This window comes from Agromyces agglutinans (assembly GCF_009647605.1).
Taxonomy (GTDB): domain Bacteria; phylum Actinomycetota; class Actinomycetes; order Actinomycetales; family Microbacteriaceae; genus Agromyces; species Agromyces agglutinans.
This window is the reverse complement of the sequence record NZ_WJIF01000004.1, coordinates 167,293-192,306: the sequence shown is the minus strand read 5'-3', so window position 1 is coordinate 192,306 and position 25,014 is coordinate 167,293. Positions and strand designations below refer to the sequence as shown.

The window sequence follows — 25,014 nt, the reverse complement described above, 5'->3', positions numbered from 1 at the left end:
GGATGGCTCACAACTTCGCGAGGTGAGCCCATGACCCTACCGCCCCGACGCGACTCGACAGTCCGTTCCGACACCGACCCACCGACCCGTGGGCTCGTCGTGATGCAGTCGTTCCGGGCGCCCCGGCGCACCACCAACCCGTACATCACGATGCTCGACGCGGCCCTGTCGGAGACGCCGGGACTGGTCCACGCGCGCTTCGACTGGAAGCGGGCGATCCTCGGTCGCTACGACGTCTTCCACTGGCATTGGCCCGAGGGCAAGCTGCACGGGACGACCTGGTGGAAGACCGTCGGCAAGCACGCCCTGATGCTCGCGCTGTTGGCGCGGCACCGCTTCACCCGCGTGGTCGTCGTGCGCACGGTGCACAATCTGGAGCTGCCGGAGGTCCATCCGATCACGCGGCGGCTGCTCGAGATCGTGGAGACCACCACCGACTACCGGATCACGCTGAACGTCACGACGCCGGTGCCCGCCGGCGCCCCGTCGTCGCTCATCCGGCACGGGCACTACCGCGATTGGTATGCGCCGTATCCGCGGGCGCAGCGCATCCCCGGTCGCCTCGGCTACTTCGGCGGCATCCGACGGTACAAGAGCGTTGGCGCCCTGGTCGAGGCGTACGCCGACGCCATCCGCGAGGACCCGACCCTGAGCCTCCGGATCGCGGGCCGCCCGTCGAACACGGAGCTGGCACGGGTGTTGGCCGAACGCGTCGACGCGCTGCCGAGTGCCGTGCTCGACCTCGGATTCGTGGAGGATCCCGAGCTCGTCGACCTCGCAACATCATCGCAACTCGTCGTCCTCGCGTATCGGTTCATGCACAACTCGGGCAGCGTGCTCGCCGCGCTCTCGCTCGACCGGCCGGTGCTCGTGCCCCGCAATGAGGCGAACGAAGCGCTGGCGCGCGAGGTCGGTGCGGAGTGGGTCTGCATGTACGACGGCGAACTCGGCGCCCCCGCTCTCCACGCCGCGATCGCCGCGACGGCTTCCATCCCGGCGTCCGCGCAGCCCGACCTGGGACTGCGCGGATGGGCCCGGGCAGGCGAGGAGCACCTCGAGGCGTACCGCCGCGCGCTCGCATCGAGCCGTCGCCGAGCGAACGCTCTCGTGCGCGTCGCTGAGCCGGAGACGGTCGCGTGATCCGGCGTCTGGCGTTCCAGGCGAAGCTCGCGACCGTCGGCCGGTCGAGCAGGGCGATGCTCGATCGCTTCCGCGAGAACGACCGCATGGACCCCGACGCTCTCGCTCTCGCGACCGCTCGACGCGCAGTCGACCATGCCAGGTTCGCGATGACGCACAGTGCCTTCTACCGCGACCTCTACTCGTCCGCCGGATTCTCGGCGACGGATCTCGAGGATCCGGCGGCCTTCGGCAGCCTGCCGATCATCGAGAAGTCGGCGCTCCGCGAGCACTTCGACGACATCCGGACCGACGAAGCCGACGAGCGCACCAGCGCCGTGTCGAAGACCGGCGGCAGCACTGGCCTCCCGCTGCACATCCTGCGCGACGAGCGGTTCCCGGCTCGCGCTCTGGAGTGGCGGCTCTTCGATTGGTGGAGGGTCGACCCGTGGGACGATCGCGGCGTCATCACCCGCCACATGCTCGGCGGCGCTGCGAAGCTCCGCCACGACCTCCAGTGGCTTCCCTCTCGTCGGGTCGAGCTCGACGCCTTCCGGATCACCGACGACGCGGTCACCGAGTTCGTCCGTCGGTGGAACAGGTTGCGGCCCCGTTTCCTCCTCGGCTACGGCGGCGGCGTCCTCGATCTGGCTCGTCGACTCGAGCGTCTCGGGCTCGATTTCGCAGCGCCCGACGCGATCGCGGTGACCGCAGCTCCGCTGACTCCGGGGGTACGGGCTGAGATCGAATCCCGGCTCGGGGCCCCGTGTCACGATCACTACCGGTCCGCCGAGGTCCCCTGGATCGCCGGCGAATGCACGGCCCATGCCGGCATGCACGTCTTCTCCGATGTGCGCCGCGTCGAGATCGTCGATGCCGACGACCGCCCGGTTCCCGCCGACGTCGAGGGCGAGGTCGTCGTCAGCGATCTCACCAACCGCGTGTTCCCGATCATCCGGTACCGGCTCGGTGACGTGAGCGCCCTGCGGTCGGGCGCATGCGAGTGCGGGCGACCCCACCCGAGGCTCGGCGCGATCTCGGGTCGCGCGAGCGACGCCGTCCGCCTTCCCGACGGCACGACCATCGCGGGCGCCCTCGGGCACATTTTCGACAGCGCTCCGCTCTCGGTGCGCCAGTTCGAAATCGTCCAGGACGCCGATTACTCGGTGACGCTCCGGTGCATCCCGGGTGACCTGTCCGAGGCGAGCGTCGCCGATGGCATCCGCGCGGGGGAGACGCTGCTCCGACACGCGACGCGCGGGCTCGTCCCGGTGACCGTCGAGCGGGTCGACGAGATCCCGCAGGTCGGCGGCAAGATGCGCTTCATCCGCAGCGCGGTGCCCGTGCCCGCCAGTTCGGTTCCGGACGGTGGTGCGGTGTGAAGACCGCGCTGGTCATCGGGATCCCGACCTATCGTCGACCCGAGAGGCTCGATGCGTTGCTCGCCGCGCTCCCATCGTGCATCTCCGAGGTCGCGGATCTGGTCGACGTGCGGGTCGTCGTGGTCGACAACGACCCGGGCTCGTCGGCTGCGGGCACCGTTGCCACCCACGGCGACTTGGTCGATCGCTATGTGGTCGAGCCCGTCCCAGGCATCGCAGCAGTGCGGAACCGCATCCTTGCCGAGGCCGGGGATGCGCGGCTGCTCGCCTTCATCGACGATGACGAGCGGCCCCGCCCCGGATGGCTTCGCGAGCTCGTCCGGGTCTGGGAACCGACCCGCCCGGCGGCCGTGATGGGTCGCGTGATTTCCGTGTTCGAAGACGGAGCCGAGGAGTGGGTGCTCGCGACCGGGGTGTTCCGTCGGCGGCCGCGGCCCACCGGAATCGAGATCGAGGTGGCCGCGACCGGGAACCTGCTGCTGGATCTCGATCAGGTGCGCGAGGCCGGCCTCTCCTTCGACGAGTCCCTCGGCCTCGGTGGCGGCGAGGACACGTTGTTCTCGCGACGACTACGCGCTGCCGGCGGCCGCATCCTCTGGTGCAATGAGTCCGAGACCGAGGATTTCGTTCCGAGCGAACGCGTCACCAGGCAATGGGCCATGCGGCGGGCGTTCAACGGCGGCAATGCGACGGTGCACGTGAACCTGCGCCTGGCCCGCGGCGCGGCCGAACGCGTGCTGGTGCGCACTTCCGGGCTGATCGGCGGAGTCGCCCGCATGCTCGGCGGCGGGGTGCGTCATCTCGTGGGCCGCGTCACGTCCGACGTCGCGGTCGACGCGCGCGGCGCCCGTACGGCGGTGAAGGGCTGGGGCATGGTCCGTGGCTCGCTCGGTCACCAGCATGAGGAGTACGCGCGGGCCGAGCGCGCGGCGCACGGCCTGCACGCGAGGTCGCATCCGTCCTGACGAGGCGACCGAGGCCGGACTCCGAACCGCCGTCGTCCGGCCCACGGGCGGCTGCCGAGGGCACAGATCAGGCGCCGGGAGCAGATCGGGCGGACGGGGCGGGAGCCCGCGGCCTCAGCGGTAGCGCGAAGACTCCGCGAGCCGACAACTCGTCGAGGATGCGGTGGGCGACGCCCGGTTCGGCGACCTGCCCGATCTCCTCGGCGACTTCGCGGCGCCGTGCGCCCGACGCAACTCCGCCGGCGAGCACGTCCTCAGCGAAGGCGCGCGCGTCTGCCTCGTCGACGATCTTCGGCCCCGGAAGCCAGTCGAGGGCGTCCGACGGGTCGAAGCCTCGGCCGGAGGCGTAGCCCGCCTCGTCGGGGACCACGAACGCGATCGGACGGTCGAGGGCGAGGTAATCGATCCAAACGCTCGAGTAGTCGGTCAGAAGACCTGCCGCCGCGCCGACGAGTTCATAGAGTTGGATGCCGGACTCCCGCAGCCGTTCGTTGGTCACGATCAGGGCTCCGGGTATCGACCGGCTCTCGGCATCCTGCGGGTGCGGCTTGACCACGACGGCGAGGCCGTACTCGCGGGCGAGCAGTTCGACGCACGCTGCCATGGCCGCGTTGACATCCGCCGGCGCGTCGCCGGCGACGTCCGACCACCCAGCGGTGAGGCCACGCCCCTTGTTCTTGCGGAACGTCGGCATCCACAGAACGAACGGACGTTCGCGATCGATGCCGAGTCGCTCGAGTCCGGCGGTGCTGGACCTGGCGAACTGGTCGATCCGGGGGTTGCCGGTCACGAGGAGACCGCCGGCCGGAAGTCGGCATTCGCGCGCCCGCGCCTCGCCGAACTTCCGGGTCGCGGCAACGAGGAAGTCGGACGAGATCGTCGGCCGCCCGCGTTCATCGCTCATGATGTGGCCCTTGAACCCGCCGCCATGCCACAGGTTGACCATCGTCTTGCGCGGCACCCTGCCGGGGTTGCCGAACAGGCCGTGCGTGAACATCGACACCTCCGCGGTCACGAACCAGCGGAGGCCCACGATGGATCGGTGGGGCACGATGACCACGCGGCCGTCGGGATCGGCACCGCACGAATCGAGCACGCGGCGTGCCTCGCCGATCTCGGGCACGAGCCAGCAAACGGTGCCGGGGTAGCGTTCGGCGCTCGCACGCACCATCTCAACCGCATTGCCCTCGTCGACGGGGAAGCCGTTGATGACGAGGTGCCGACGCGTCGGCGTCGCCGCCATGACCACTCGGACCGCGGCGCGCTGGATGCGGCGAGCGAGTTTCGACAGGCGTGCGTTCACCCGGCACCCTCCACAGTGGCCACTCGCCTGGCGGTCGACTCGCCGGGCGCACTCGCTCGCGAGGGGGTGTGGCTCATAGTGACATCTTCCCTGCCCGCCGGCCTTCGCACCTCCCCTCCTCCGGGGGACGCGGGCGTTCGCCGTCCGTACGGGCGGGGTCGCGGCCGCCCCTACAGCTCCCCTCCACTCGCCCCGAACGTGTCGCAGGCCGCCGCGCCCTGCTCGTACCCGACCGTGAACCACTTCTGGCGCTGCTCGCTGGTGCCGTGCGTGAACGTGTGCGGCGTGACCTGACCCTGGGTCGACTCCTGGATGCGGTCGTCGCCGACCGCGGCCGCGGCGCTCAGGGCCTGGCCGACCTCCTCGGCGGTCGGCGTGACCAGGAAGGGCACGCCCTGGTCGTCGCGCGTCTCGGAGGCGTTGGCCACCCACGCGCCCGCGAAGCAGTCGGCCTGCAGCTCGACGCGCACGGCGTTCGAGGTCGGGCCCGTCTGGCCGTCTCGCGAGGCCTCGAGGGTGCCGGCGACCTGCTGCACGTGGTGGCCCCACTCGTGCGCGACGACGTACATCTCGGCGAGCGGGCCGCCTTCCGCGCCGAAGCGGCTCTCGAGCTGGTCGAAGAACGTGACGTCGAGGTAGATCGCCTCGTCGGGCGGGCAGTAGAACGGGCCGGTCGCGCTCGTCGCGCCGCCGCAGGCGGTGCTCACCGACTGGTCGAACAGGATCAGGTCCTGCGGGGTGCGGTACTGGAGGCCGAGCTCATTCGGCGCGGCATCCACCCAGTAGTCCTCGAGCGACGCCGACGCACCCTGCATGCGGCAGTCGATGCGCTCGTTCGCGTCTTGGCCGGTCAGGCACTGCTCGAGCGCGCTGTCGGGCGCGGCTTCGCCTCCGGCGCCGCCACCGAGGAATCCGGTGAGGTCGACGCCGAGCAGCTGCGAGATGACGACCAGGGCGACCGCGCCGAGCCCGCCGCCCACGGCGATGCCGGTGGTGCGACCGCGTCTGCTCGCCTTGCCACCACTGATGTCGGAGTTCGGGTTGAACGTCATGTCCCGAAGCTACCCATCAGTCGTCGTCGCGGACGACCCCTTGCGCAGGCTCGTCGGAACCGTCCGTCGCCTCGGGATCGTCGGCGGTATCGGCGTCCTCCACATCGCCCTCGCCCGCTTCACCGACGTCCGCTTCGTCGCGGTCATCCGCGTCGTCCGGCGACCCCTCCGACGAGGCATCCGCCCCGCTCGTCGCCGCCTCGGTCGCCCCACCCGCCTCGGCGAACCGGTCGGTCGCCTCGATCAGCGCGTCGAGGATGCCCGGCTCGTCGTATGCGTGACCGGCGTCGCCGATGATCTGCAGGTCGGCCTCGGGCCAGGCGAGGTGGAGATCCCACGCCGTCATCACGGGCGTGCACACGTCGTAGCGGCCTTGAACGATGACGGCCGGGATGTCGCGCAGGCGCGAGGCATCCCGGATCAGCTGTCCGTCGTCGAACCAGCCGCCGTGCCGGAAGTAGTGGTTCTCGATGCGCGCGAACGCGGTCGCGTACTCGGGCGCGGTGAACTTGGCGATGTTCTCGACCTCGGGCAGCAGCGTGATGGTCGCCGCCTCCCATCGGGCCCACGCGATCGCGGCGGACTGGTGCACGTCGGGGTTCGGGTCGGACAGCAGGCGCGCATAGGCCTCGATCAGGTGCCCGCGTTCGAGCACGGGCACGGGGGCGAGGAAGTCCTCCCACAGGTCCGGGAAGATCGCGGCGGCACCGCCCTCGTAGAACCAGTCGAGCTCCGAGCGGCGCAGCGTGAAGATGCCGCGCAGCACCAGTTCGGTCACGCGCTCGGGATGGGTCTCGGCGTAGGCGAGGGCGAGTCCGCTGCCCCACGATCCGCCGAACACCTGCCAGCGGTCGATGCCGAGGTGCGCGCGCAGGCGCTCGAGATCGGCCACGAGGTGCCAGGTCGTGTTCGTCGAGAGGTCGGCGTCCGGCTCCGACGCGTGCGGGATCGACAGCCCGCATCCGCGCTGGTCGAAGAGCACGATGCGGTAGCGCGCGGGATCGAACAGGCGCCGGTGCGCCGGCGACGTGGCACCCCCCGGGCCGCCGTGCAGGAAGACGACGGGCTTGCCCTCCCGATTGCCCGACACCTCCCAGTAGATGTGCTGTCCGTCCCCCACGTCGAGCATGCCGGTCTCCAGCGGCTCGATCTCCGGATACAGGTCCCTCATGCGGCAACGGTAGAGGTCGCCGTCAGGGCCCCGGCGTAGGCTCGCGGTATGAGCGACGCACCGGTCACCATCACCATCACGGGCGCCGGCGGGCAGATCGGCTACGCGCTCCTGTTCCGCATCGCGTCGGGCGCGATGCTCGGCGCCGACGTGCCCGTGCGGCTTCGGTTGCTCGAGATCCCGCAGGGGCTGCGCGCCGCCGAGGGCGCGGCCCTCGAACTGCAGGACGCGGCGTTCGCGACGCTGGCCGGCGTCGACGTGACGGATGACGCGGCGACCGCCTTCGACGGAGCGAACCTGGCGCTGCTCGTGGGCGCGCGGCCGCGCGGACCCGGCATGGAGCGCGGCGACCTGCTCGCTGCCAACGGCGGCATCTTCGGACCGCAGGGCCGGGCGATCAACGACCACGCGGCCGACGACGTGCGGGTCGTCGTCGTCGGCAATCCGGCGAACACGAATGCGCTGATCGCGCGGGCGAGCGCACCGGATGTCCCGGCCGAGCGATTCACGGCGCTGACCCGCCTCGACCACAGCCGGGCGCTGGGCCAGCTCGCGGCGACGCTCGCCGTCCCCGTCGGAGACCTCCGCGACCTCACGATCTGGGGCAACCACTCGGCGACCCAGTTCCCCGACGTCTCGCACGCGACAGCGGCCGGACGACCCGTGCCCGAACTGCTGGCCGAGCGACTCGGCGGCGTCGACGCGGCGCAGCGGCACCTCGAAGACGAGTTCATCCCGCGCGTGGCCCGGCGCGGGGCCGAGATCATCGAGGTGCGCGGCTCGTCGTCGGTGGCGTCGGCGGCGAGTGCGACGATCGACCACGTGCACGACTGGATGCTCGGCACCGGCGACCGCGGCTGGACCAGCGCCGCGGTCGTGTCCGACGGCTCCTACGGCGTTCCCGAGGGGCTGGTCTCGTCGTTCCCGGTCACGAGCGAGGGCGGCGGCGACTGGCGCATCGTGCCCGGGCTCGAGCTCGACGCGTTCGCGCGGGGCCGGCTCGGGGCATCCGTCGCCGAACTGGTCGACGAGCGCGACGCGGTGCGCGCGCTCGGGCTGATCTGAGCGCCGCGGGGCGAAGGCTCCGCCGGGCGGCGCCGCGCGCTCAGGCGGCGCCGCGCGCTCGGGCGGCGCCGGGCGCGCGTAGGCTGATCGGCATGGCCGAACCGATGACTCCCGAACGCCGCAAGCAGATCATCGTGGGCATCGTGGTCGGGCTGATCATCGGCGTGGTCGTCAGCCTCTGGACCGGCTTCTGGCTCTGGCTCGCCGCGGGCGCGGCCGTCGGCCTGGCGACCGGCGCGATCATGAGGCCGCCGTCGTCGTAGTCGGCGACCCTGCGGCGTTGGCCGCGACGTAGCCCTCGATGCCGTCGATCACGAGGTCGAGGCCGAACGCGAACGCGCCGAGCGGGTCGGCCGGGGCCTGGTAGGCCTCGCCGGCCGCCTGACCGACACGGCCCGAGACGGGGTAGCGCGTCGGGTCCATGATCTGCTCGAGCACCGGCGCATTGCGCTCCCACCACTCGACGTCGGACTCGGCGGTGGACCGACGCAGCCGCTCGGCGTCGAGGTGAGCGCGCGCGGGACCGCCGACGAACCCGAGCAGCAGGGTGATGATGCGGTCCATGTCGAGGTCGGTGAGGCCGATTCCGTCGACGGCGCGCAGGCACCACTCCCAGTGGTCGGAGACGTTCGGGCCGAGCGGCGGGCGGCTGGTGTCGATCGCGAGCAGCCACGGGTGGCGCAGGTAGCTCTCCCACTGCAGCCGGGCGATCGTGGTCAGCCGCTCCCGCAGGCTGCCCTCGAGCGCTGGCCGCGGGGCCTCGCCCGCCGCCCGATCGACCATCAGGTCGATGAGCTCGGCCTTGCCCGGCACGTACGTGTAGACCGACATGGGCTTGAGGCCCAGGCGATCGGCGACGCGCCGCATCGAGAGCGCCTCGATGCCCTCTTCATCCGCGATCTGGATCGCCGCGTCGACGACCTCGTCGACGCTCGAGCGCTGCTTCGGGCCACGCGAGCCGAGCGGGTCGCCGAGCCGCTCGCGCCACAGCAGGCGCAGGGTGCGATCGGGTTCGCCCCGCCCGGTGGATTCGGTCGACATGGCGCTAGCCTACATTCTCCGTATGGTGTACGGTTTGAAGAAAACAAATCCGTACAGCGTACGTTGAAGGATGCCATGACCCTCGCGAACCCACCCGGCTCAACCGGATCCACCGCCCTCCGAGCGAGCGGCCTGCGCAAGCGCTACGGCGCCGCGTACGCCCTCGACGGCTTCGACCTCGAGATCGAGCGGGGTGCCGTGCACGGCCTCCTCGGCCCGAACGGCGCCGGCAAGACCACCGCGGTGCGCTGCCTGACCACCCTCACCGAGTACGACGAGGGCACCGCGCACATCGACGGCATCGACGTCGGGCAGCGCCCCGCCGACGTTCGCCGTCGCATCGGCCTCGTCGGCCAGTTCCACGCCGTCGACGAGGCCCTCACCGCGCGGCAGAACCTCATGCTCTTCGCGCGCCTCAGCGGGCTGTCGAAGACGCGAGCGAGCGACCGCGCCGATCAGCTGCTCACCGCCTTCGAACTGGCGGATGCCTCGAACCGCGCCGTCTCGGGATTCTCGGGCGGCATGCGGCGCCGGCTCGACATCGCCGCGAGCCTCGTGCTCACGCCCGCCATCCTCTTCCTCGACGAGCCGACCACGGGCCTCGACCCGCGCGGCCGCGCGACGGTCTGGCAGGCCGTACGCGAGATCGCGGCAGCCGGCACGACGGTGCTGCTGACCACGCAGTACCTCGACGAGGCCGACCAGCTCGCCGACCGCATCTCGGTCATGGACCACGGCCGGGTCGTCGCCGAGGGCACGCCGTCGGAGCTCAAACGCCGGCTGGGCGGCGATCGCGTCGCCGTCGTGGTGGGCGACGCCGGCCGGCTCGCCGAGGCGGCCGAGCTCGCAGGTCGAGCCGTCGGCGCCGAGGCATCCGTCGACGCCGACACGCGAACCGTCACCATCGAGGTCGCCGACGGCCAGCGGGCGCTCGCGCCGATCGTGCGCGCGCTCGATGCCGCAGGGCTCGAGGTCGACGACCTGGCCCTGCGCCGCCCGACGCTCGACGAGGTGTTCCTGCACCTCACCGGGCCGGATGCGGCCGGGCACGACGCCGCATCGCACGAGGCAGCACCGGACGACGCCGCTATGCCCCCGGCATCCGCCGCACCGCACGACGCCGAGGAGGCACGATGACCACCCTTCCCGCTCCCCCGCCCAACGGCATCGTCGGATCGGCGATGGATGCCGACCGACGCTCGAACGCCGCCAGGGAGGGCTGGCTGATCGCCGGCCGCGACATCCTGCACTGGGTCCGCGAGCCGTGGGGCCTCGTCTTCGGGCTGGCGTTCAACATCATGCTCATCCTGATGTTCGCGTTCCTGTTCGGCGGCGCGATCGACCTGCCCGGCGGCGGCGACTACATCTCGTTCCTGCTGCCCGGAATGTTCGCCCTGACGATGCTCTTCGGGCTGGAGTCGACCATGACCGCGATGGCGGAAGACGCCAAGCGCGGCATCACCGACCGGTTCCGCTCGCTGCCGATCTCGAGCGCCTCGGTGGCGCTCGGCCGGGCGATCGCCGACCTGCTCTCGTCGGCGCTGAGCCTCGCCGTGTTGATGCTCGGCGGCCTCCTGATCGGGTGGCGACCGACGACCGGGCCCGCCGAGATCGCGCTGGGCGTCGTGCTGCTGCTGTGGCTCCGCTTCGCGCTGCTTTGGCTCGGCGTCTACCTCGGCCTTCGATTCCGCGGCGCGGGCGCCACGACCGCGGTGCAGGTGCTCGTCTGGCCGATCGGGTTCGTCTCGACCGTGTTCGTCTCCGCAGAGACGATGCCGGGATGGCTCGGCACGGTGGCAGCCTGGAACCCGGTCTCCGCGACCGCGGCCGCGACGCGCGAACTGTTCGGCAACCCGACGGGCACGACGACCGGATGGCTCGCCGAGAACGCCGTGCTCGGGGCATCCCTGTGGCCGCTCGTGATCACGGCGATCTTCCTGCCGCTCGCCGCCGGGGCGTACCGGCGCCTGCGGCGCTGACCCGGCACGGTGCGTGCGCCGCGTTCGCGGGCGATCAGCCCGTGAACGCGGCGACCGCTTCGGCGATCTCGCGCCGCACGTCGGCGTCGTCGCGCGTCGACTCGCCGTCGCCCGGCTGCACGCCGTAGTCGCCGAAGTCGGCGTGGTTGGCTCCCTGGAGCTCGACGAACGAGGCATCCGCCGGCAGCAGGTGGCGCGCGCCCTCGATCTTCGCGGGCGTCGAGAGCCCGTCGTGCTCACCCGAGATGCTGAGCACCTCGAGGCCCGAGTCGACGAGGTCGTTCGCGCAGTACGACCCGAACAGCATGAGGCCGACCGGCTCGATCGGGTCGGACCCCGCGAGCTGGCACGCGCGCACCCCGCCCAGCGAGTGCCCGCCCACGTACCAGCGCTCGACGTCGGGCGCGAGCGAGGTGAACGCCTCGAGCGGCCGGGTGTCGAAGAAGGCCAGGTTCAACGTCGGCTTCGTGATGACGACGGTGAGACCGGATGCCTCGGCCACGCCCGAGAGCTTGTAGAGGTAGGCGTACGGGTCGACCTTGGCGCCCGGGATGAACACGAGGCCCTCGCGGGCAGTGCTCCCACCGTCGGCCCCGATCGGCGTGATCACGATCCCCGCCTCGTCGGACGCGATGGTCACGGCGTCATCGGTCCACGCGCGGATCGCGGCCGGCCGGTCGCCCTGCATCACGGTGTGCGCGTAGACGAGGAAGACGACCACGGCGAGGGCGAGCACGCCGACGACGGCGACGAGGATGCGGATGAGGCGCGGCACCGCATCAGTCTGCCGTACCGCGCCTCGCTCGCCCGTCGGTTGCCGTTACCGCTTCTTGGACTTCGACTTCTCGGGGACGGGCAGGGTGCCGGCGCGGCGCTGCTCGGCGTAGTACGCACGAGCCTCGTCCTGACGTTCCTGCTCGGCACCCGACGCGATCTTCGCGCGCAGGTGGGCGTCGGTGTAGCCGAACGCGTTCACGAGGTCGAGCGCGTGCGGGCGCAGCCGCCCGAGCAGCCGGTCGATGTACGCCGTCACGGCCTGCGCGCGCTTCGGCGAGAGCCGCCCGTTCACGAGGTACCACGCGAGGTGCTGCTCGATGAGCCCGAGGCCGAAGAGGTCGCGCACCCACGTGAGCACCTGCTTCGTGGCCGGGTCGGTGGTCTTCGCGAGGCCGCGCGTGAACGCCTCCCACTGCAGCAGCTCCGCGTGCGCGCGGGCGGCCTCGATCAGCTCGTTCTGGTTGCGGTTGAACACCGCGGCCGCCTCGGCCTTCGGCAGCTTCCGCGCCTCGCGGAGCCGGCCGGCGATCTCGCCGATCATGGCCTCGACGCGGCCGGCGAGCAGCTCGTGCTGGGTCTCCTCGTCGCGCAGCTCGGTGACCGAACGCGCGGTCGAGCCGAGGTCGGTGAGGTTCTGGCCGAGGCGGCGCAGGCCCGACCCGTGCAGCGCACGATCGGCCGCCTGGCCCACGGCGTAGCGGGCGAGCACGCCGAAGCCGGCGCCCTTGAACTGCTTCGAGTAGTCGGTGAGCAGGCGCTTGGCGACCAGCTGCAGCAGCACGTTGTTGTCGCCCTCGAAGGTGACGTAGATGTCGAGGTCCTGCCGGAGCCCGACGAGGCGGTTCTCGGCGAGGAACCCCGCGCCGCCGCACGCCTCACGCGCCTCCTGCAGCGTCTCGAGCGCGTGCCACGTCGACAGGGGCTTCAGTGCCGCGGCGACCGTCTCGAGGTCCTCGCGGTCCTCGTCGCTCGCGGCCTTGCCCGAGAACACCGCGTCGAACTTCACGAGGAACTCGTCGTGCGCGAAGGTCTGCGCGTACGCGGTCGCGAGCTTGGGCAGCAGGCGCCGCTGGTGGCGCTGGTAGTCGAGCAGCACCTCCTCGTCGGTCTCGCTCGCGCCGTTGAACTGGCGACGCTGCGTGCCGTAGGTGATCGCGATGGTGAGCGCCATCGCCGCGGCGGCCGTCGCGGCGCCGTCGAGCGACACGCGGCCCTGCACGAGCGTGCCGAGCATCGTGAAGAAGCGACGACCCGGGCTCTGGGTCGGGCTCGAGTAGGTGCCGTCGGCGGCGACGTCGCCGTACCGGTTCAGCAGGTAGTCGCGCGGCACGCGCACCTCGGTGAAGTGCAGGCGACCGTTGTCGATGCCGTTGAGTCCGCCCTTCAGGCCGTCGTCCTCGCCGCCGATACCCGGCAGGAAGTCGCCGTTCTCGTCGCGCAGGTGCACGTAGAACGCGTGCACGCCGTGGTTCACGCCCTTGGTGATCAGCTGCGCGAACACGACCGCGTCCTGGCCGTGCACCGCCGCGTTGCCGAGGTAGTCCTTCCACGCCCCGCGGAACGGCGTGTGGATCACGAATTCCTCGGTCGCCTCGTCGTACGTCGCGGTCGTGCCGATCGCCGCGACGTCCGAACCGTGACCGGTCTCGGTCATCGCGAACGCACCGGGCACCTCGAGCGACATGATCGCGGGCAGGAAGCGCTCGTGGTGGCTCTGCGTGCCGAGGTGCAGCACCGCGGCGCCGAACAGGCCCCACTGCACGCCCGACTTGATCTGCAGGCTCGGGTCGGCGATCACGAGTTCCTCGAACGCGGCGATGTTGCCGCCGTGGTCGTCCTGGCCGCCGAGCGACTTCGGGAACGCCTTCTGCACGGCGCCGTGCTCGACGAGGATCTTCAGCTGCTCGAACACGCGCTGGCGGTGCTCGGGCATCGACTGGCCCTCGATGCGCTGCAGGTCGGGATGCGCCGCGCGCTCGCGCGCCTCGAGCCGGATGTCGGCCCAGGTGCCGAGCAGCTGCCGACCCAGGGCCTCGACGTCGACCTTCGGCGCGTCGGGGCGAGCCGGTGCCGCGGGGACCGGGATCGGCGCGCTCGCGGCCTTGCCGGGAACCGGGGCGACGCGCGCCTCCGATGCGGGGTTTCCCTGCGTCGCGGGAGTCTCGGTACGGGATGCCGTGTCAACCATCGGATGTCCTCCATGAGCGTTCGTGGCCGTCTTCCAACGTATGCCGGTCGGCGCGGGAGTCGGCAAACCTCGGTCAGGGCCCTACAAACGGCGCGCGAGGGTCGACGGAGCGCGCTGTGGAGGGTCTACAAATGCACTCTCGCGGGTCGATGGAGATTCCACAAGCGGATGCCACGGGCTCACGCCCGTGGCATCCGTGGCGCCCGTGCGCACGCCGCCTCAGCTGCGGCGACTGCGTCAGCTGCTGAAGAAGGCGCTCGCCCGCTTCGACCAGAGCAGCAGCAGCACGACGATCGACACGAGGATGCCGAGCCACTCGGTCCACGCCGTCGGCGACTCGCGATACGCGATCGCGAGGAAGAGCGACCCGAGCAGCGACAGCACCTGCAGCACCGTGACGATGAGGCGGGCCACCGGATTGCCGGCGAGCAGGCCGCCCGCCACGACCACCGTGATCAGGCCGACGATGATCGAGCCGATGGCCGCCCCGATCAGCTGCCCGGTGCCGCCGTACTCGTTCACCACCTCGGTGACCGGAAGCATGAACAGCATGATGATGCCGGCCACCATGTCGAGCGCGCCCGAGATCCACGCGATGACGGCGACGACCGTCACCCCGACCGGGCGCAGCGTGCGATCAGCCATGGGTTTCCTCCCCCGCGTCGCGCCGTGCGACGCCCCCTGGGCCGATGCTAGCGGGAAGCATGGATGCCCCGCGCGCGGCAGGCGGGTCGAGTGGGGTCCCGGCGGGTACGTCGGGAGGGCCCGCCGGTCACGCCGTGGCGCCTACGCCTTCGCGCCGACCACCCGGATCAGCGCCTCGCCGTACGCGTCGCGCTTCTTGGCACCGATGCCCGTGATGCCGTCGAGCTCGTGCAGGCTCGACGGCTTCGCCACGGCGACCGCGCGCAGGGTCGCGTCACCGAACACGATGTACGCCGGCACGCCCTGCTGCTTGGCCTCGGCGGCGCGCCAGGCGCGAAGCGCCTCGAACCGCTCGGCCTGCGCGGGCTCCAGGTCGACGGCGGGCGTCGCCGAACGACGGCTGGAGGATCGGACGGGGCGGTCGGGCTCCTTGCGGAGGGCGACCGTGCGCTCGCCCGAGAGCACCTCGGCCGAGGCATCCGTCAGCGTCAGCACGCCGTACTCGCCGACCGACTGGAGCAGTCCCTGGGCGAGGAGTTGGCGCACCACGCCGCGCCACTCGGCATCGCTCAGGTCTTGGCCGATGCCGAAGGTCGCGAGCCGGTCGTGGCCGTGCTGCTCGACCCGCGGCGTCTGCTTGCCGCGGAGGATGTCGACGAGCTGGCCCGCACCGAATCGCTGGTTGCGCTCGCGCTGGAGGCGCACGATCGTCGACATGAGCTTCTGGCTCGCGACCGTTCCGTCCCACGACGCGGGCGGCACGAGGCACGTGTCGCAGTTGCCGCACGGCTCGCTCGGCTGGCCGAAGTAGCCGAGGAGATTCTGCCGGCGGCACGAGACCGTCTCGCAGAGCGCGAGCATCGCGTCGAGGTGGGCCGACAGGCGCCGGCGGAAGGCCAGGTCGCCGGGGCTCTCGTCGATCATGCGCCGCTGCTGCACGACGTCTTGGAGGCCGTATGCGAGCCAGGTGGTCGCGGGCAGGCCGTCGCGGCCGGCGCGGCCGGTCTCCTGGTAGTAGCCCTCGACCGACTTCGGCAGGTCGATGTGCGCGACGAAGCGCACGTCGGGCTTGTCGATGCCCATGCCGAACGCGATCGTCGCGACCACGACCACGCCGTCTTCGCGGAGGAACCGCTCCTGCGCACGCCGGCGCACGTCGGCGTCGAGGCCGGCGTGGTACGCCACCGCGTCGACGCCGTTCTGGCGGAGGAAGTCGGCGAAGCGCTCGGTGCTCGCGCGCGACAGCGCGTACACGATGCCCGAGACCGGCCGGCCGTCGGCGTCGCGGCCCTCGGTGCGGATGAAGTCGAGCAGCTGCTTGCGCACCTCGGACTTCGGCGCGATGCGGTACTGGATGTTCGGCCGGTCGAAGCTCGCGACGAAGTGCCGCGCGCCGCCCAGCGAGAGCCGCTCGGTCAACTCGCGGTGCGTCGCGTCGGTGGCCGTCGCCGTCAGCGCGATGCGCGGCACGTCGGGCCAGCGCTCAGCGAGGCCCGAGAGCGCGAGGTAGTCGGGGCGGAAGTCGTGACCCCACTGCGACACGCAGTGCGCCTCGTCGATGGCGAAGAGGGCGATGCGGCCGCGGCCGATGAGCTGCAGGGTGCTCTCGGTGTTGAGCCGCTCGGGGGCGACGTAGAGCAGGTCGAGCTCGCCCGCGAGGTAGCGACGCTCGACGTCGGCCCGCTCGGCGGGGGCCTGGCTCGAGTTCAGGTACGCCGCGCGCACGCCGTTGCGCACGAGCGCGTCGACCTGGTCGTGCATGAGCGCGATGAGCGGCGACACGACGATGCCCGTGCCCTCGCGCAGCAGCGCGGGGATCTGGTAGCAGAGGCTCTTGCCGCCACCGGTCGGCATCAGCACGACGGCGTCGCCGCCGCCCGCCACGTGGTCGATGATCTCGGCCTGCTCGCCGCGGAACGCGTCGTAGCCGAAGACGGTGCGCAGCGCCTCGAGTGCGGAGTCGAAGCGCGCGGGCGCGACGGCGGTGACGGATGCCACGCCCGCGGGTGACCCGGATCGCGAGCCGGCGGCGCCGCCGGCGGCGAGCGCATCGCGGCCCACGGCGCGCGCCGCGGGCGCACCGTACCCCTCCGACTCGGGCGGCGGCGCCCACGCGTCGGCGTCGTCGGGCGGGACGAGGTCGTCGGGGTCCCAGGGGATCTCGTCGACCCGGTCGAAGTCGGGGCCGGGAGTCATCCGTTCGAGTGTAACGACGTCCGCCGACGCAGGCGGGGCCGGTGCCGTTACGGCACCGGCCCCGTCATGGGTCGCTCCTGTGGAGGATCAGACGGCGCCGATCAGAACACGAGCACCGGGAAGGGGAGGCTCCGGGTGTCGTCATAGCCCGACGCACCGGTGAACTCGGCGCGCAGCAGGTGCAGCCCGCGGCTCAGCGTGCCGAGGTCGGCCGAGAAGCGGCCGTTCGACGCCGCCGTGAGCTCGACCGTCGCGAGCACGCGGCCGCGGTCGGTGATCTCGACCGTGCCGACCGGCGCCGTGCCGTTCGCCGACCAGACGATGCCCGAGTACGACACGGGCTTCTTCGAGGTCGTGAGCAGCGCGCTCGCGATGCCGATGGCCGACGTGTCGACCGGCTCGGCGTTCAGCTCGACGGTGAGGGCGACCTCGGTGCCGGTCGACGGCACCGAGACGACGAGCTCCTGCGGGCCGTAGAGGCCCTCGGGGATCTCGGTCGCGATGCTCGCGCGGCCGAACTCGTCGGTCAGCTGCACGAGCGACGTGTCGATCGCGCTGCGGCCCAGCTCGACGCCGCCGAGCGTGACGACGACCTCGCCGCCCGTGCCGCCGCTCGAGAAGTCGAGCGAAGACAGGTCGATCGTGAGCGCGTCGCCCGCGTCGTAGCCGTCGGCGTCTGGCGCCGAGAGGTGCACGCCCACCGAGCGCTGCACCGGGTCGGCGGCAGCCGTGCCGAACTCCTCGAACCACTCCACCATCGACGACAGGTCGATGATGCCGCTGTCGGCGCGGCCGGTGCCCTTGCCGAGCGTGAAGAAGTTGTCGCCACCCGCGGCGAGGAACGAGTTCGCCACGACGCGGTACTCGGCCGCCGGGTCGAGGGGCACGCCGTGCAGCGTGACGCTCGTGATGCGCGAGCCGACCGGCAGCGACGCGTCGAACGTGTACTCGAGCCCCTGGTTGACGCCGAGCTTGAGGAACGGACGGCTCGAACCCGCGGGCTGCCACTGCTCTTCCAGCACCTGCTTCACCTGGGCGCCCGTGAGGGTCTGGGTGAACAGCGAGTTCGCGAAGGGCTGCACGTTCGCGGCCTCGCGGTAGGTCACCTCGCCCGCGTCGATGTTCGCGCGCAGTCCGCCGGGGTTCATGAACGCGATGTCGACCTGGCCGTCCTGGTTGGCCTTCCAGTACTGCACGTCGGCGACGAAGTTGCCGAGCGTCGACTCGGCGCCGCGCAGTTCGGCCGTCGTGCCGGGCAGCGGGTTGCCGTTGGCGTCGACCGCGAGCTGCACGCCGCGCGTGAGCGGCGTGGTCGCCGTGCCGAGCGGCTGCGCGCCGAGCACGTCCGCCTCGGCCAGGTACGGCGCGAGCAGGTCGGTCACCACGGGGTCGGGAGCGGCGTAGTACGTGTACTGCGTCGGGTTGGTGTTCGGGACCGGCGTCGACGTGTTCACCGTGACGTTCTGCATCGACACGATGGCGTCGGTGTCCTTGTCGAACACGATCGTCATGTTCGAGAACTTCTCGCCGTACTGGCCGCTCGAGATGACGGGTCGTCCGTCGATCACGTGGTTGTACGCGAGGTGCGTGTGGCCCGACACGATGGCGTCGACGTCGGCGTCGACGCCGCCGACGATACGGCCGAACGCGGTGTTCGGGTCGGTCGCGGAAGCGATCGAGGTGGTCGCCGCCCCCTCGTGCACGAGCAGCACGACGACGTCGGCGCCGTTCGCCGTCAGCCGGTCGGCCGCGGCGTTCACGGAGTCGACGATGCCGCGCACCTCGAGCTCGGCGATGCCGCTGGGGCTCACGAGCGAGGGGAGCTCCTCGGTCACCGCACCGACGAAGCCGACGGTGACGCCGTCGACGTCCTTCGTCCACGACTCGGCGAGCGCGGTGTCGTCGGTGCCGCGGTGGAACACGTTCGCCGCGATGTACTCCCAGTCGGCGAGGCCCTGCACCCGGCCCTCGAGGTCGGCCCAGCCCTGGTCGAACTCGTGGTTGCCCGCGGCGCTCACCTCGAGGCCCGCCTCGTTCAGCGCCTCGATCGTGGGCTCGTCGTCGAGGATGAACGACTCGAACGTCGACGCGCCGATGAGGTCGCCCGCGGCCGCGAAGATCGTGTTCGGGTTCGCCGTGCGGATGTCCTCGACCGCGGTCGACAGGCGTGCGGCCCCGGCCGCGGTGCCGTCCTGCTTGATGCGGCCGTGGAAGTCGTTGACGGTGACGAGGTTGATGGTGACCTCGTCGGCCGCGAAGGCCGGCGTGGGCGCGAACAGCCCGATGGCGAGCGCACCGGCCGTGGCCGCGGCCACTCCGGTCAGGCGCCCAGCGGTGCGACGATGCATGACTCTCCTCCGTACGCCCCGCAACCGTCGGATGGCGGCGCGAGGGGCGAGCCGCGAACGGGGGGCAGTGCGGTCAGCATAGGCGGCGGCGTTGAACCCGGGAAGAGCCTCGGTGAACGCCCGCTGAAATCTGCTCATCTGAGCAGTGCCGGGCGGTTCGTTCGGCGCTGCAGCGAGGCATCCGGTGCTGGCTAGGCTGGCCGTCGATGCTCACGGCCGTCCTCTCGCTCTCCGGCGCGCTCGTCTTCGGCGCCGCCGACTTCCTCGGCGGGCTCGCCGCGAAGCGCATCGGAGCGATCCTCGCGACCGCCGTCGCCGCGCTCACCGGATGCCTCGCGCTGCTCGCCGCCCTGCCGCTCATCGGCGGCGAATGGCGGCCCGACGACGTCGCCTGGGGCGCGCTCTCGGGCGTCGTGAACGCCGCGGCGATCGGTCTGCTCTACGCCGCACTCGCGATCGGGCCGATGAGCATCCTCTCGCCGCTCACCGCCGTCGTCTCGGCGATCGTGCCGATGGCCTGGGGACTCGCGAGCGGCGAGACGCTCGGCCCGCTCGGCGGCTGGGGGCTCGCGGTCGCCCTCGTCGCGGTCGTGCTCGTGGGCTTCGTGCCCGAGCGCGGCGCGGTGCGGCCCTCGGCGAAGGGGCTCGCGCTCGCGCTCGGCTCGGGCGTCGCGGTCGGCGCGTTCTTCGTCATCATGGACCAGACCTCGGATGCCTCGGGCGCCGTGCCGCTCGTCATGAACCGGTCCGCCGACGCGGCGGTCATGTTCGCCATCGCCGGCGCCGTCGCGCTCGTCGGCCGGCGGCGGCGCGCGGGTGCGGGTCGGTCGGCGGCGGCGCCGGCGAGAGCGCCGTCATCGCCTTCGCGGGTGGATGCCTCGCGCCGGGCCCGCTCGGTCGGGCTCCGGCTCGCCGTCGCCTGCGGCCTCGTCGACGTGACCGCGAACCTGCTGCTGCTCGGCGGCCTGCGCTCCGGCGACCTCACGGTCGCGGCCGTGCTGGGCGCGATGTACCCGGCGGGCACGATCCTGTTGGCGGCCATCGTGCTTCGGGAGCGCATCGCGCCCGTGCAGTGGGCCGGGCTCGTGCTCGCCCTCGCGGCCGCGGGCATGCTCGCGCTCGCCTGAGCGGCCGGAGTCAGAGGCGGACGAGCTCGGTGACGTGCAGCACGGCGGCACCCTCCTCGGCCGACGCCTCGAGGTCGACCTCGGCGCGGAGGCGCCAATCGTGGTCGCCGGCCGGGTCGTCGAGCACCTGCTCGACCCGCCAACGCCCGGACGGGGCATCCGTCTCGTCGATCTCGACCAGCCGCGGCGAGCGCGCCGCCGCGTCGACGCCGATCGAATCGTGCTCGGCGTAGTAGCGGTCGAGCGCGTCGGGCCAGCCGACGTCGGGATCGAGCTCGGCGAGCTCGTCGTCGCGCTCGAGCGCGGCCAGCTGCACCCGGCGGAACAGCTCGTTGCGCACGAGCACCGTGAATGCGCGCCGATTGGTCACGACCGACGGCGGCGGTGGCGGCACGACCGCGTCCTCGGCGGCCTCGTCGTGCAGCGTGGGGTCGACGAGCTCGGCCCACTCGTCGACGAGGCTCGAGTCGACCTGGCGCACGAGTTCGCCGAGCCACTCGACGAGGTCGTGCAGCTCCTCATCCTTCGCCTCGTCGGGCACGGTCTGCCGGATCGCGCGGAACGCATCGGAGAGGTAGCGCAGCACGAGCCCCTCGCTTCGGGCGAGCTGGTACTGCGACACGTACTCGCCGAACGACATCGCCCGCTCGAACATGTCGCGCACGACCGACTTGGGGCGCAGCTCGAAGTCGCGCACCCACGGCTGGCTCGACGCGAAGGTCTCGAACGCGTGCGCGAGCAGCTCATCGAGCGGCTTGGGATAGGTGACCTCCTCGAGCCGGGCCATCCGCTCGTCGTACTCGATGCCGTCCTGCTTCATCGCGTTGACCGCCTCGCCGCGCGCGCGGAACTCCTGCTGGGACAGGATCGGCCGCGGGTCGTCGAGCGTCGACTCGATGATGGACACGACGTCGAGCGCGTAGTGACCGGTGCCCTGCTCGCTCGTCTCGGGATCGAGCAGTTCGATGGCCGCGAGCGCGAACGGCGACAGCGGCTGGTTGAGGGCGAAGTTCGGCTGCAGGTCGACGGTGAGCGAGAGCCGCACGCCGAGCCCCGGTCTCGATACGCGTCCTCCTTCGTCGGGCGCTACTCGACCAGCGGCGGCATCCGGCTCGAGCACGACGACGCCGGCGTCGCGGAGCGTGCGCAGGATCTCGAGCGCGCGTCGCGCGAGCGCGAAGCGCCGGGCGCGCGGCTCGTGGTTGTCGAACACGAGCGAGCGGATGTCTCCGACGACGTCGCCGCCCCGCGCGATGACGTTGATCAGCATCGCCGCGCTGAGCTTCAACTGCGGCACGAGCGGTTCGGGTTCGGCCGCGACCAGCCGCTCGAACGAGCCCTCGCCCCACGTGACGAATCCGGCCGGAGGCTTCTTGCGCACGACCTTCTTCAGCTTCTTCGGGTCATCGCCCGCCTTGCGCACGGCCTGCTCGTTCTCGATCTCGTGCTCGGGTGCGAGCACGACGACCGTGCCGGCGGTGTCGTACCCCGCGCGACCCGCGCGTCCGGCGATCTGGTGGAACTCGCGCGCCGAGATCTGGCGCATCCGCTGCCCGTCGTACTTGGCGAGCGCGGTGATGAGCACCGAGCGGATCGGCACGTTGATGCCGACGCCGAGCGTGTCGGTGCCGCAGATGACCCGCAGCAGGCCGCGCTGGGCGAGGGTCTCGACCAGCCGGCGGTAGCGGGGCAGCATGCCCGCGTGGTGCACGCCGATGCCCGCGCGCACGAGCCGCGAGAGGGTCTTGCCGAACGCCGTCGTGAAACGGAAGCCTCCGATCGCCTCGGCGATCTCGTCGCGCTGCTCGCGCGTGACGACGCGGATCGACGAGAGCGCCTGCGCGCGCTCCATCGCCGCGGCCTGCGAGAAGTGCACGATGTACACGGGCGCCTGGCGGGTCTCGAGCAGTTCCTCGACGGTCTCCTGCACGGGCGTCTTCGCGTACGAGAAGCTGAGCGGCACCGGGCGCTCGACCCCGGTCACCTGCGCCGTCTCACGGCCCGTGCGGCGTTCGAGGTCTTCGGCGATCGCCTCGACGTCGCCGAGGGTCGCCGACATCAGCACGAACTGCGCGCGGTGCAGCACGAGCAGTGGCACCTGCCAGGCCCAGCCGCGGTCGGGGTCGCCGTAGTAGTGGAACTCGTCCATGACGACCTGGTCGATGCGGGCATCCGGCCCCTGCCGCAGCGCGAGGTTGGCGAGGATCTCGGCCGTGCAGCAGATGATCGGCGCGTCGGCGTTCACCGAGCTGTCACCCGTCACCATGCCGACGTTCGCCGCGCCGAAGATCTCGACGAGCTGGAAGAACTTCTCGCTCACGAGTGCCTTGATCGGAGCCGTGTAATAGGTGCGGCCGCCGCGCGCGACGGCGACGGCGTGCGCGGCCACGGCGACGAGCGACTTACCGGTGCCGGTCGGCGTCGACAGGATCACGTTCGCGCCCGAGACGAGTTCGATGACCGCCTCGTCCTGCGCGGGATAGAGCGCGAGGCCCCGCTCCTCGGCCCAGCCGACGAATCCCTCGTACAGCGCGTCGGCATCGGCGTCGCGGCCCTGCGGCAGGCGGCTGAGGAGGGGTTCGGTCACCCGTCGAGTCTGCACCATGCGCGTGAGGGCGCCGGCGACGGGCGACGCCGGGGAAAGGGGGAGCCGGCCTCCGCCAATCGTTCGGGGTCATGGCGGGGCCGGCTCTCGATGATCACGGCTTCCGCAGACAGTTCCCCCTGCAGCGCGGCGACCGGATCGTGATCGAATCTACGCGGGGCGCGCTGCGCGGCACATCAGGGATAACCCTGAGCTTCGACTCGGACCGGTCGCCGGCGCGGTTACCCGTCGCCGGGCGAGCGTTGGCCGGGTGCCGGGTCGCCGGGTTCGCGTGCCGCGACGGTCGGCCGCACGACCGCCGCCGGATCGCCGCCGGTCAGGACCTCGGCGATGGCCTCGACCACGCGGAACACCACGAGCGGCGCGAGATGCACGACCACGAGCGGTGCGATCAACGCCCCGGACACCGTGAGCAGCAGCTGGAGCCCGGCGAGCCGCCCCCACGGGAGCGCCGCGAGCACGGCGACGGCGGCGAGGGCGAGCCAGGCCGGATGCCACCACGCGAGCACGAGGCCGGCGAGCAGGGCGATCGCGCCGAGCACCGCCTGCGCCACGAAAACGGCCCCGCGCGCCCCTCCGTAGGTGCGCTCGCGATCGGCCGACACCCACGCCCACATCACCCACGCCCGCACGAGCGGCACGCGCTGCTCCCGCAACGCCGTGCGGAACACGCGGTCGTCTTCGACCCGTTGCGCCAGCGCGGCATCCGCCCCGTCGCGTTCGGCGACCTGCTCGGCGACGGCGGACCGATGATCGTGGAGCACTGCCGGTGCGGACTGCCGGCCGTAGCTCGCGACGAAGCTCCAGAGCGGGTGCGGCACCGAGGCGAGGTCGGTCGAACGCGCATCCGGCTCGCCCGGCCCGCCCGGCTCGCCCGCCGCGGGCACCCGGTACGTCGCGCCCGACACCGGGTCGACGTACCGGAACGAGGCGAGCAGGTCGAACCGGTCGCCGTCGGCCGGGCGCTGAGCGAGCCGCAGTTCGTCGAGCGGCGCACCGTCGTCTCGTCGGAACGGCATCGGTCCTCCTGGTCGTCTCGGGGGCGGGCGGCGGGGGCGGGCGCCCGGCGCCCGGCGTCCGTCGCGCCTCAGCCGCCCAGCAGCAGGGCCACGACGACGAGCACGGGCAGCGACCCCGCGGTCGTGAGGAAGACCGTATCGCGAGCCAGCGTCTCGGCGGTCTCGTAGCGCTGCGCGAACACGAATACGTTCTGCGCGGCCGGCAGCGCCGCGAGCACCGTGACGGCGTAGAGGTCGTGTCCGTCGAGGCCGAAGGCGAACGACCCCACGGCCCACGCGACCAGCGGCATGGCGATCAACTGCAGGCAGGTCGCGAGCAGCACGTCGCGGCGATCGGTGCCCGGCTCGAGCAGCCGCTTGCCGTGCAGCGACATGCCGAACGCGATGAGCATGAGCGGCACGGCCGCGTGGCCGATGAGGTCGACCGGCTCCTGCACGTACGGCGGCAGCTCCACGCCCGACACGGCGACCGCGACGCCGAGCAGCGACCCCAGGATGATGGGGTTCAGCAGCGTGCCGCGGACGATCTGCCGCACCGACGTGCGACCCTCGACCGTCGCGCCGAGGATCGCCAGCCCGACCGGCGCGAACAACAGCAGCTGCAGCAGCACGATGGGTGCCGCGTACGCGGCGTCGCCGAGCATGTACACCGCGATCGGGATGCCGAAGTTGTTGCCGTTCACGTACCCCGAGGCGAGCGCCCCCACGGTCGTGTGGGCGACGCTGCGCCGCCAGACGAGCAACGACACGAGCGAGAACAGCAGCATCATCGCGACCGCGGCGGCGGCCGACACCGGCAGCAGTGCCGAGAACAGCGAGCCGACGTCGGCCGTCGAGAGCACCGAGAAGAGCAGGAACGGCCCGAGCACGCTGAAGTTCAGCCGTGCCAGCACCTGACGCGCCTCGGGCGGCAGCACGCCGGCGCGCGCGACGATCCAGCCGACCAGCACGGCGAGGCCGATGACCGCGAATCCGGTCAGGATGTCGGTCACCGGCGCGACCCCGTCGGGCGGGCGGTGGGCGACGGATGCA

19 protein-coding genes and 1 pseudogene are annotated in these 25,014 nt (G+C 71.8%); 8 read left to right on the top strand and 12 right to left on the bottom strand.

Translation table 11 applies throughout. The annotated features are described in order from the left end of the window. Positions 1–30 precede the first annotated feature (30 nt). Genes GE115_RS09450 through GE115_RS09440 form a run of 3 tightly spaced genes read left to right on the top strand, consistent with a single transcriptional unit; the run spans position 31 to position 3,466 of the window. Positions 31–1,140, top strand: a complete 1,110-nt coding sequence (locus tag GE115_RS09450) for a glycosyltransferase (protein WP_216648807.1) — start codon at positions 31–33, stop codon at positions 1,138–1,140. Further along, the gene (locus GE115_RS09445) at positions 1,137–2,501 is read left to right on the top strand and encodes a phenylacetate--CoA ligase family protein (RefSeq protein WP_153684542.1); all 1,365 of its coding nucleotides are present in this window, start codon (positions 1,137–1,139) and stop codon (positions 2,499–2,501) included. The genes GE115_RS09450 and GE115_RS09445 overlap by 4 nt, the downstream gene beginning before the upstream one ends. Then, entirely contained in the window at positions 2,498–3,466 is a 969-nt protein-coding gene (locus tag GE115_RS09440; RefSeq protein ID WP_312855049.1) for a glycosyltransferase family 2 protein, read from the top strand. Before GE115_RS09445 ends, GE115_RS09440 begins: the two co-directional genes overlap by 4 nt. A gap of 67 nt (positions 3,467–3,533) precedes the next feature. Here the strand turns inward: GE115_RS09440 and GE115_RS09435 are convergent, their stop codons facing one another. The 3 genes and pseudogenes from GE115_RS09435 to pip all read right to left on the bottom strand — a co-directional run. After that, positions 3,534–4,769 (bottom strand): CDP-glycerol glycerophosphotransferase family protein, encoded by a 1,236-nt coding sequence (locus tag GE115_RS09435; protein ID WP_153684541.1) that lies wholly within the window; start codon positions 4,767–4,769, stop codon positions 3,534–3,536. Between the two features lie 170 nt (positions 4,770–4,939). Then, positions 4,940–5,821: a KPN_02809 family neutral zinc metallopeptidase gene (gene ypfJ, locus GE115_RS09430; protein WP_153684540.1), complete on the bottom strand. Its 882-nt coding sequence runs from the start codon at positions 5,819–5,821 to the stop codon at positions 4,940–4,942. Between the two features lie 217 nt (positions 5,822–6,038). Continuing rightward, positions 6,039–6,992: pseudogene (gene pip / locus GE115_RS09425) on the bottom strand (prolyl aminopeptidase); the annotation flags it as partial. Positions 6,993–7,040: 48 nt separating this feature from the next. Between pip and GE115_RS09420 the strand changes: the two are divergent. Both GE115_RS09420 and GE115_RS09415 read left to right on the top strand, forming a co-directional pair. Next, entirely contained in the window at positions 7,041–8,057 is a 1,017-nt protein-coding gene (locus tag GE115_RS09420; protein WP_153684538.1) for a malate dehydrogenase, read from the top strand. A gap of 92 nt (positions 8,058–8,149) precedes the next feature. Beyond that, the gene (locus GE115_RS09415) at positions 8,150–8,320 is read left to right on the top strand and encodes an HPP family protein (RefSeq protein ID WP_153684537.1); all 171 of its coding nucleotides are present in this window, start codon (positions 8,150–8,152) and stop codon (positions 8,318–8,320) included. On the opposite strand, the gene GE115_RS09410 is transcribed toward GE115_RS09415, so the two are convergent. Further along, positions 8,298–9,098, bottom strand: a complete 801-nt coding sequence (locus GE115_RS09410; protein ID WP_153684536.1) for a TetR/AcrR family transcriptional regulator — start codon at positions 9,096–9,098, stop codon at positions 8,298–8,300. The two genes, GE115_RS09415 and GE115_RS09410, sit on opposite strands and share 23 nt — an antisense overlap. 75 nt (positions 9,099–9,173) lie before the next feature. On the opposite strand from GE115_RS09410, the gene GE115_RS09405 reads away from it, so the two are divergent. Both GE115_RS09405 and GE115_RS09400 read left to right on the top strand, forming a co-directional pair. Next, entirely contained in the window at positions 9,174–10,235 is a 1,062-nt protein-coding gene (locus GE115_RS09405; RefSeq protein WP_153684535.1) for an ATP-binding cassette domain-containing protein, read from the top strand. Then, entirely contained in the window at positions 10,232–11,077 is an 846-nt protein-coding gene (locus GE115_RS09400; RefSeq protein WP_246190672.1) for an ABC transporter permease, read from the top strand. The genes GE115_RS09405 and GE115_RS09400 overlap by 4 nt, the downstream gene beginning before the upstream one ends. Before the next feature lie 34 nt (positions 11,078–11,111). Here GE115_RS09400 and GE115_RS09395 read toward each other — a convergent pair whose 3' ends face one another. From GE115_RS09395 to GE115_RS09375, 5 genes are all read right to left on the bottom strand, one after another. Further along, positions 11,112–11,852 (bottom strand): alpha/beta hydrolase, encoded by a 741-nt coding sequence (locus tag GE115_RS09395; RefSeq protein WP_312855048.1) that lies wholly within the window; start codon positions 11,850–11,852, stop codon positions 11,112–11,114. 45 nt (positions 11,853–11,897) lie between these two features. Further along, positions 11,898–14,042 (bottom strand): acyl-CoA dehydrogenase family protein, encoded by a 2,145-nt coding sequence (locus GE115_RS09390; RefSeq protein ID WP_153684534.1) that lies wholly within the window; start codon positions 14,040–14,042, stop codon positions 11,898–11,900. Between the two features lie 237 nt (positions 14,043–14,279). Then, complete coding sequence (locus GE115_RS09385; protein WP_153684533.1) at positions 14,280–14,687, bottom strand: DUF7144 family membrane protein; 408 nt, start codon at positions 14,685–14,687, stop codon at positions 14,280–14,282. 141 nt (positions 14,688–14,828) lie between these two features. Next, a complete protein-coding gene (gene recQ / locus GE115_RS09380; protein WP_153684532.1) occupies positions 14,829–16,883 on the bottom strand; it encodes a DNA helicase RecQ in 2,055 nt (684 codons plus the stop codon). Between the two features lie 101 nt (positions 16,884–16,984). Further along, complete coding sequence (locus tag GE115_RS09375; protein ID WP_246190671.1) at positions 16,985–19,231, bottom strand: bifunctional metallophosphatase/5'-nucleotidase; 2,247 nt, start codon at positions 19,229–19,231, stop codon at positions 16,985–16,987. Between the two features lie 206 nt (positions 19,232–19,437). Here GE115_RS09375 and GE115_RS09370 point away from each other — a divergent pair, with 206 nt between their 5' ends. Continuing rightward, on the top strand, positions 19,438–20,358 hold the full coding sequence (locus tag GE115_RS09370) for an EamA family transporter (protein ID WP_153684530.1): 921 nt from the start codon (positions 19,438–19,440) through the stop codon (positions 20,356–20,358). Positions 20,359–20,368: 10 nt separating this feature from the next. Here GE115_RS09370 and GE115_RS09365 read toward each other — a convergent pair whose 3' ends face one another. The 3 genes from GE115_RS09365 to GE115_RS09355 form a co-directional block, all read right to left on the bottom strand. Then, positions 20,369–22,963 carry a DEAD/DEAH box helicase gene (locus tag GE115_RS09365; RefSeq protein WP_153684529.1) on the bottom strand — a complete coding sequence of 865 codons (2,595 nt, stop codon included), beginning with the start codon at positions 22,961–22,963 and terminating at the stop codon, positions 20,369–20,371. A gap of 221 nt (positions 22,964–23,184) precedes the next feature. Continuing rightward, entirely contained in the window at positions 23,185–23,982 is a 798-nt protein-coding gene (locus tag GE115_RS09360; RefSeq protein ID WP_153684528.1) for a DUF1353 domain-containing protein, read from the bottom strand. Positions 23,983–24,050: 68 nt separating this feature from the next. Then, a complete protein-coding gene (locus GE115_RS09355) occupies positions 24,051–24,974 on the bottom strand; it encodes an AEC family transporter (protein ID WP_312855046.1) in 924 nt (307 codons plus the stop codon). Positions 24,975–25,014 lie beyond the last annotated feature (40 nt).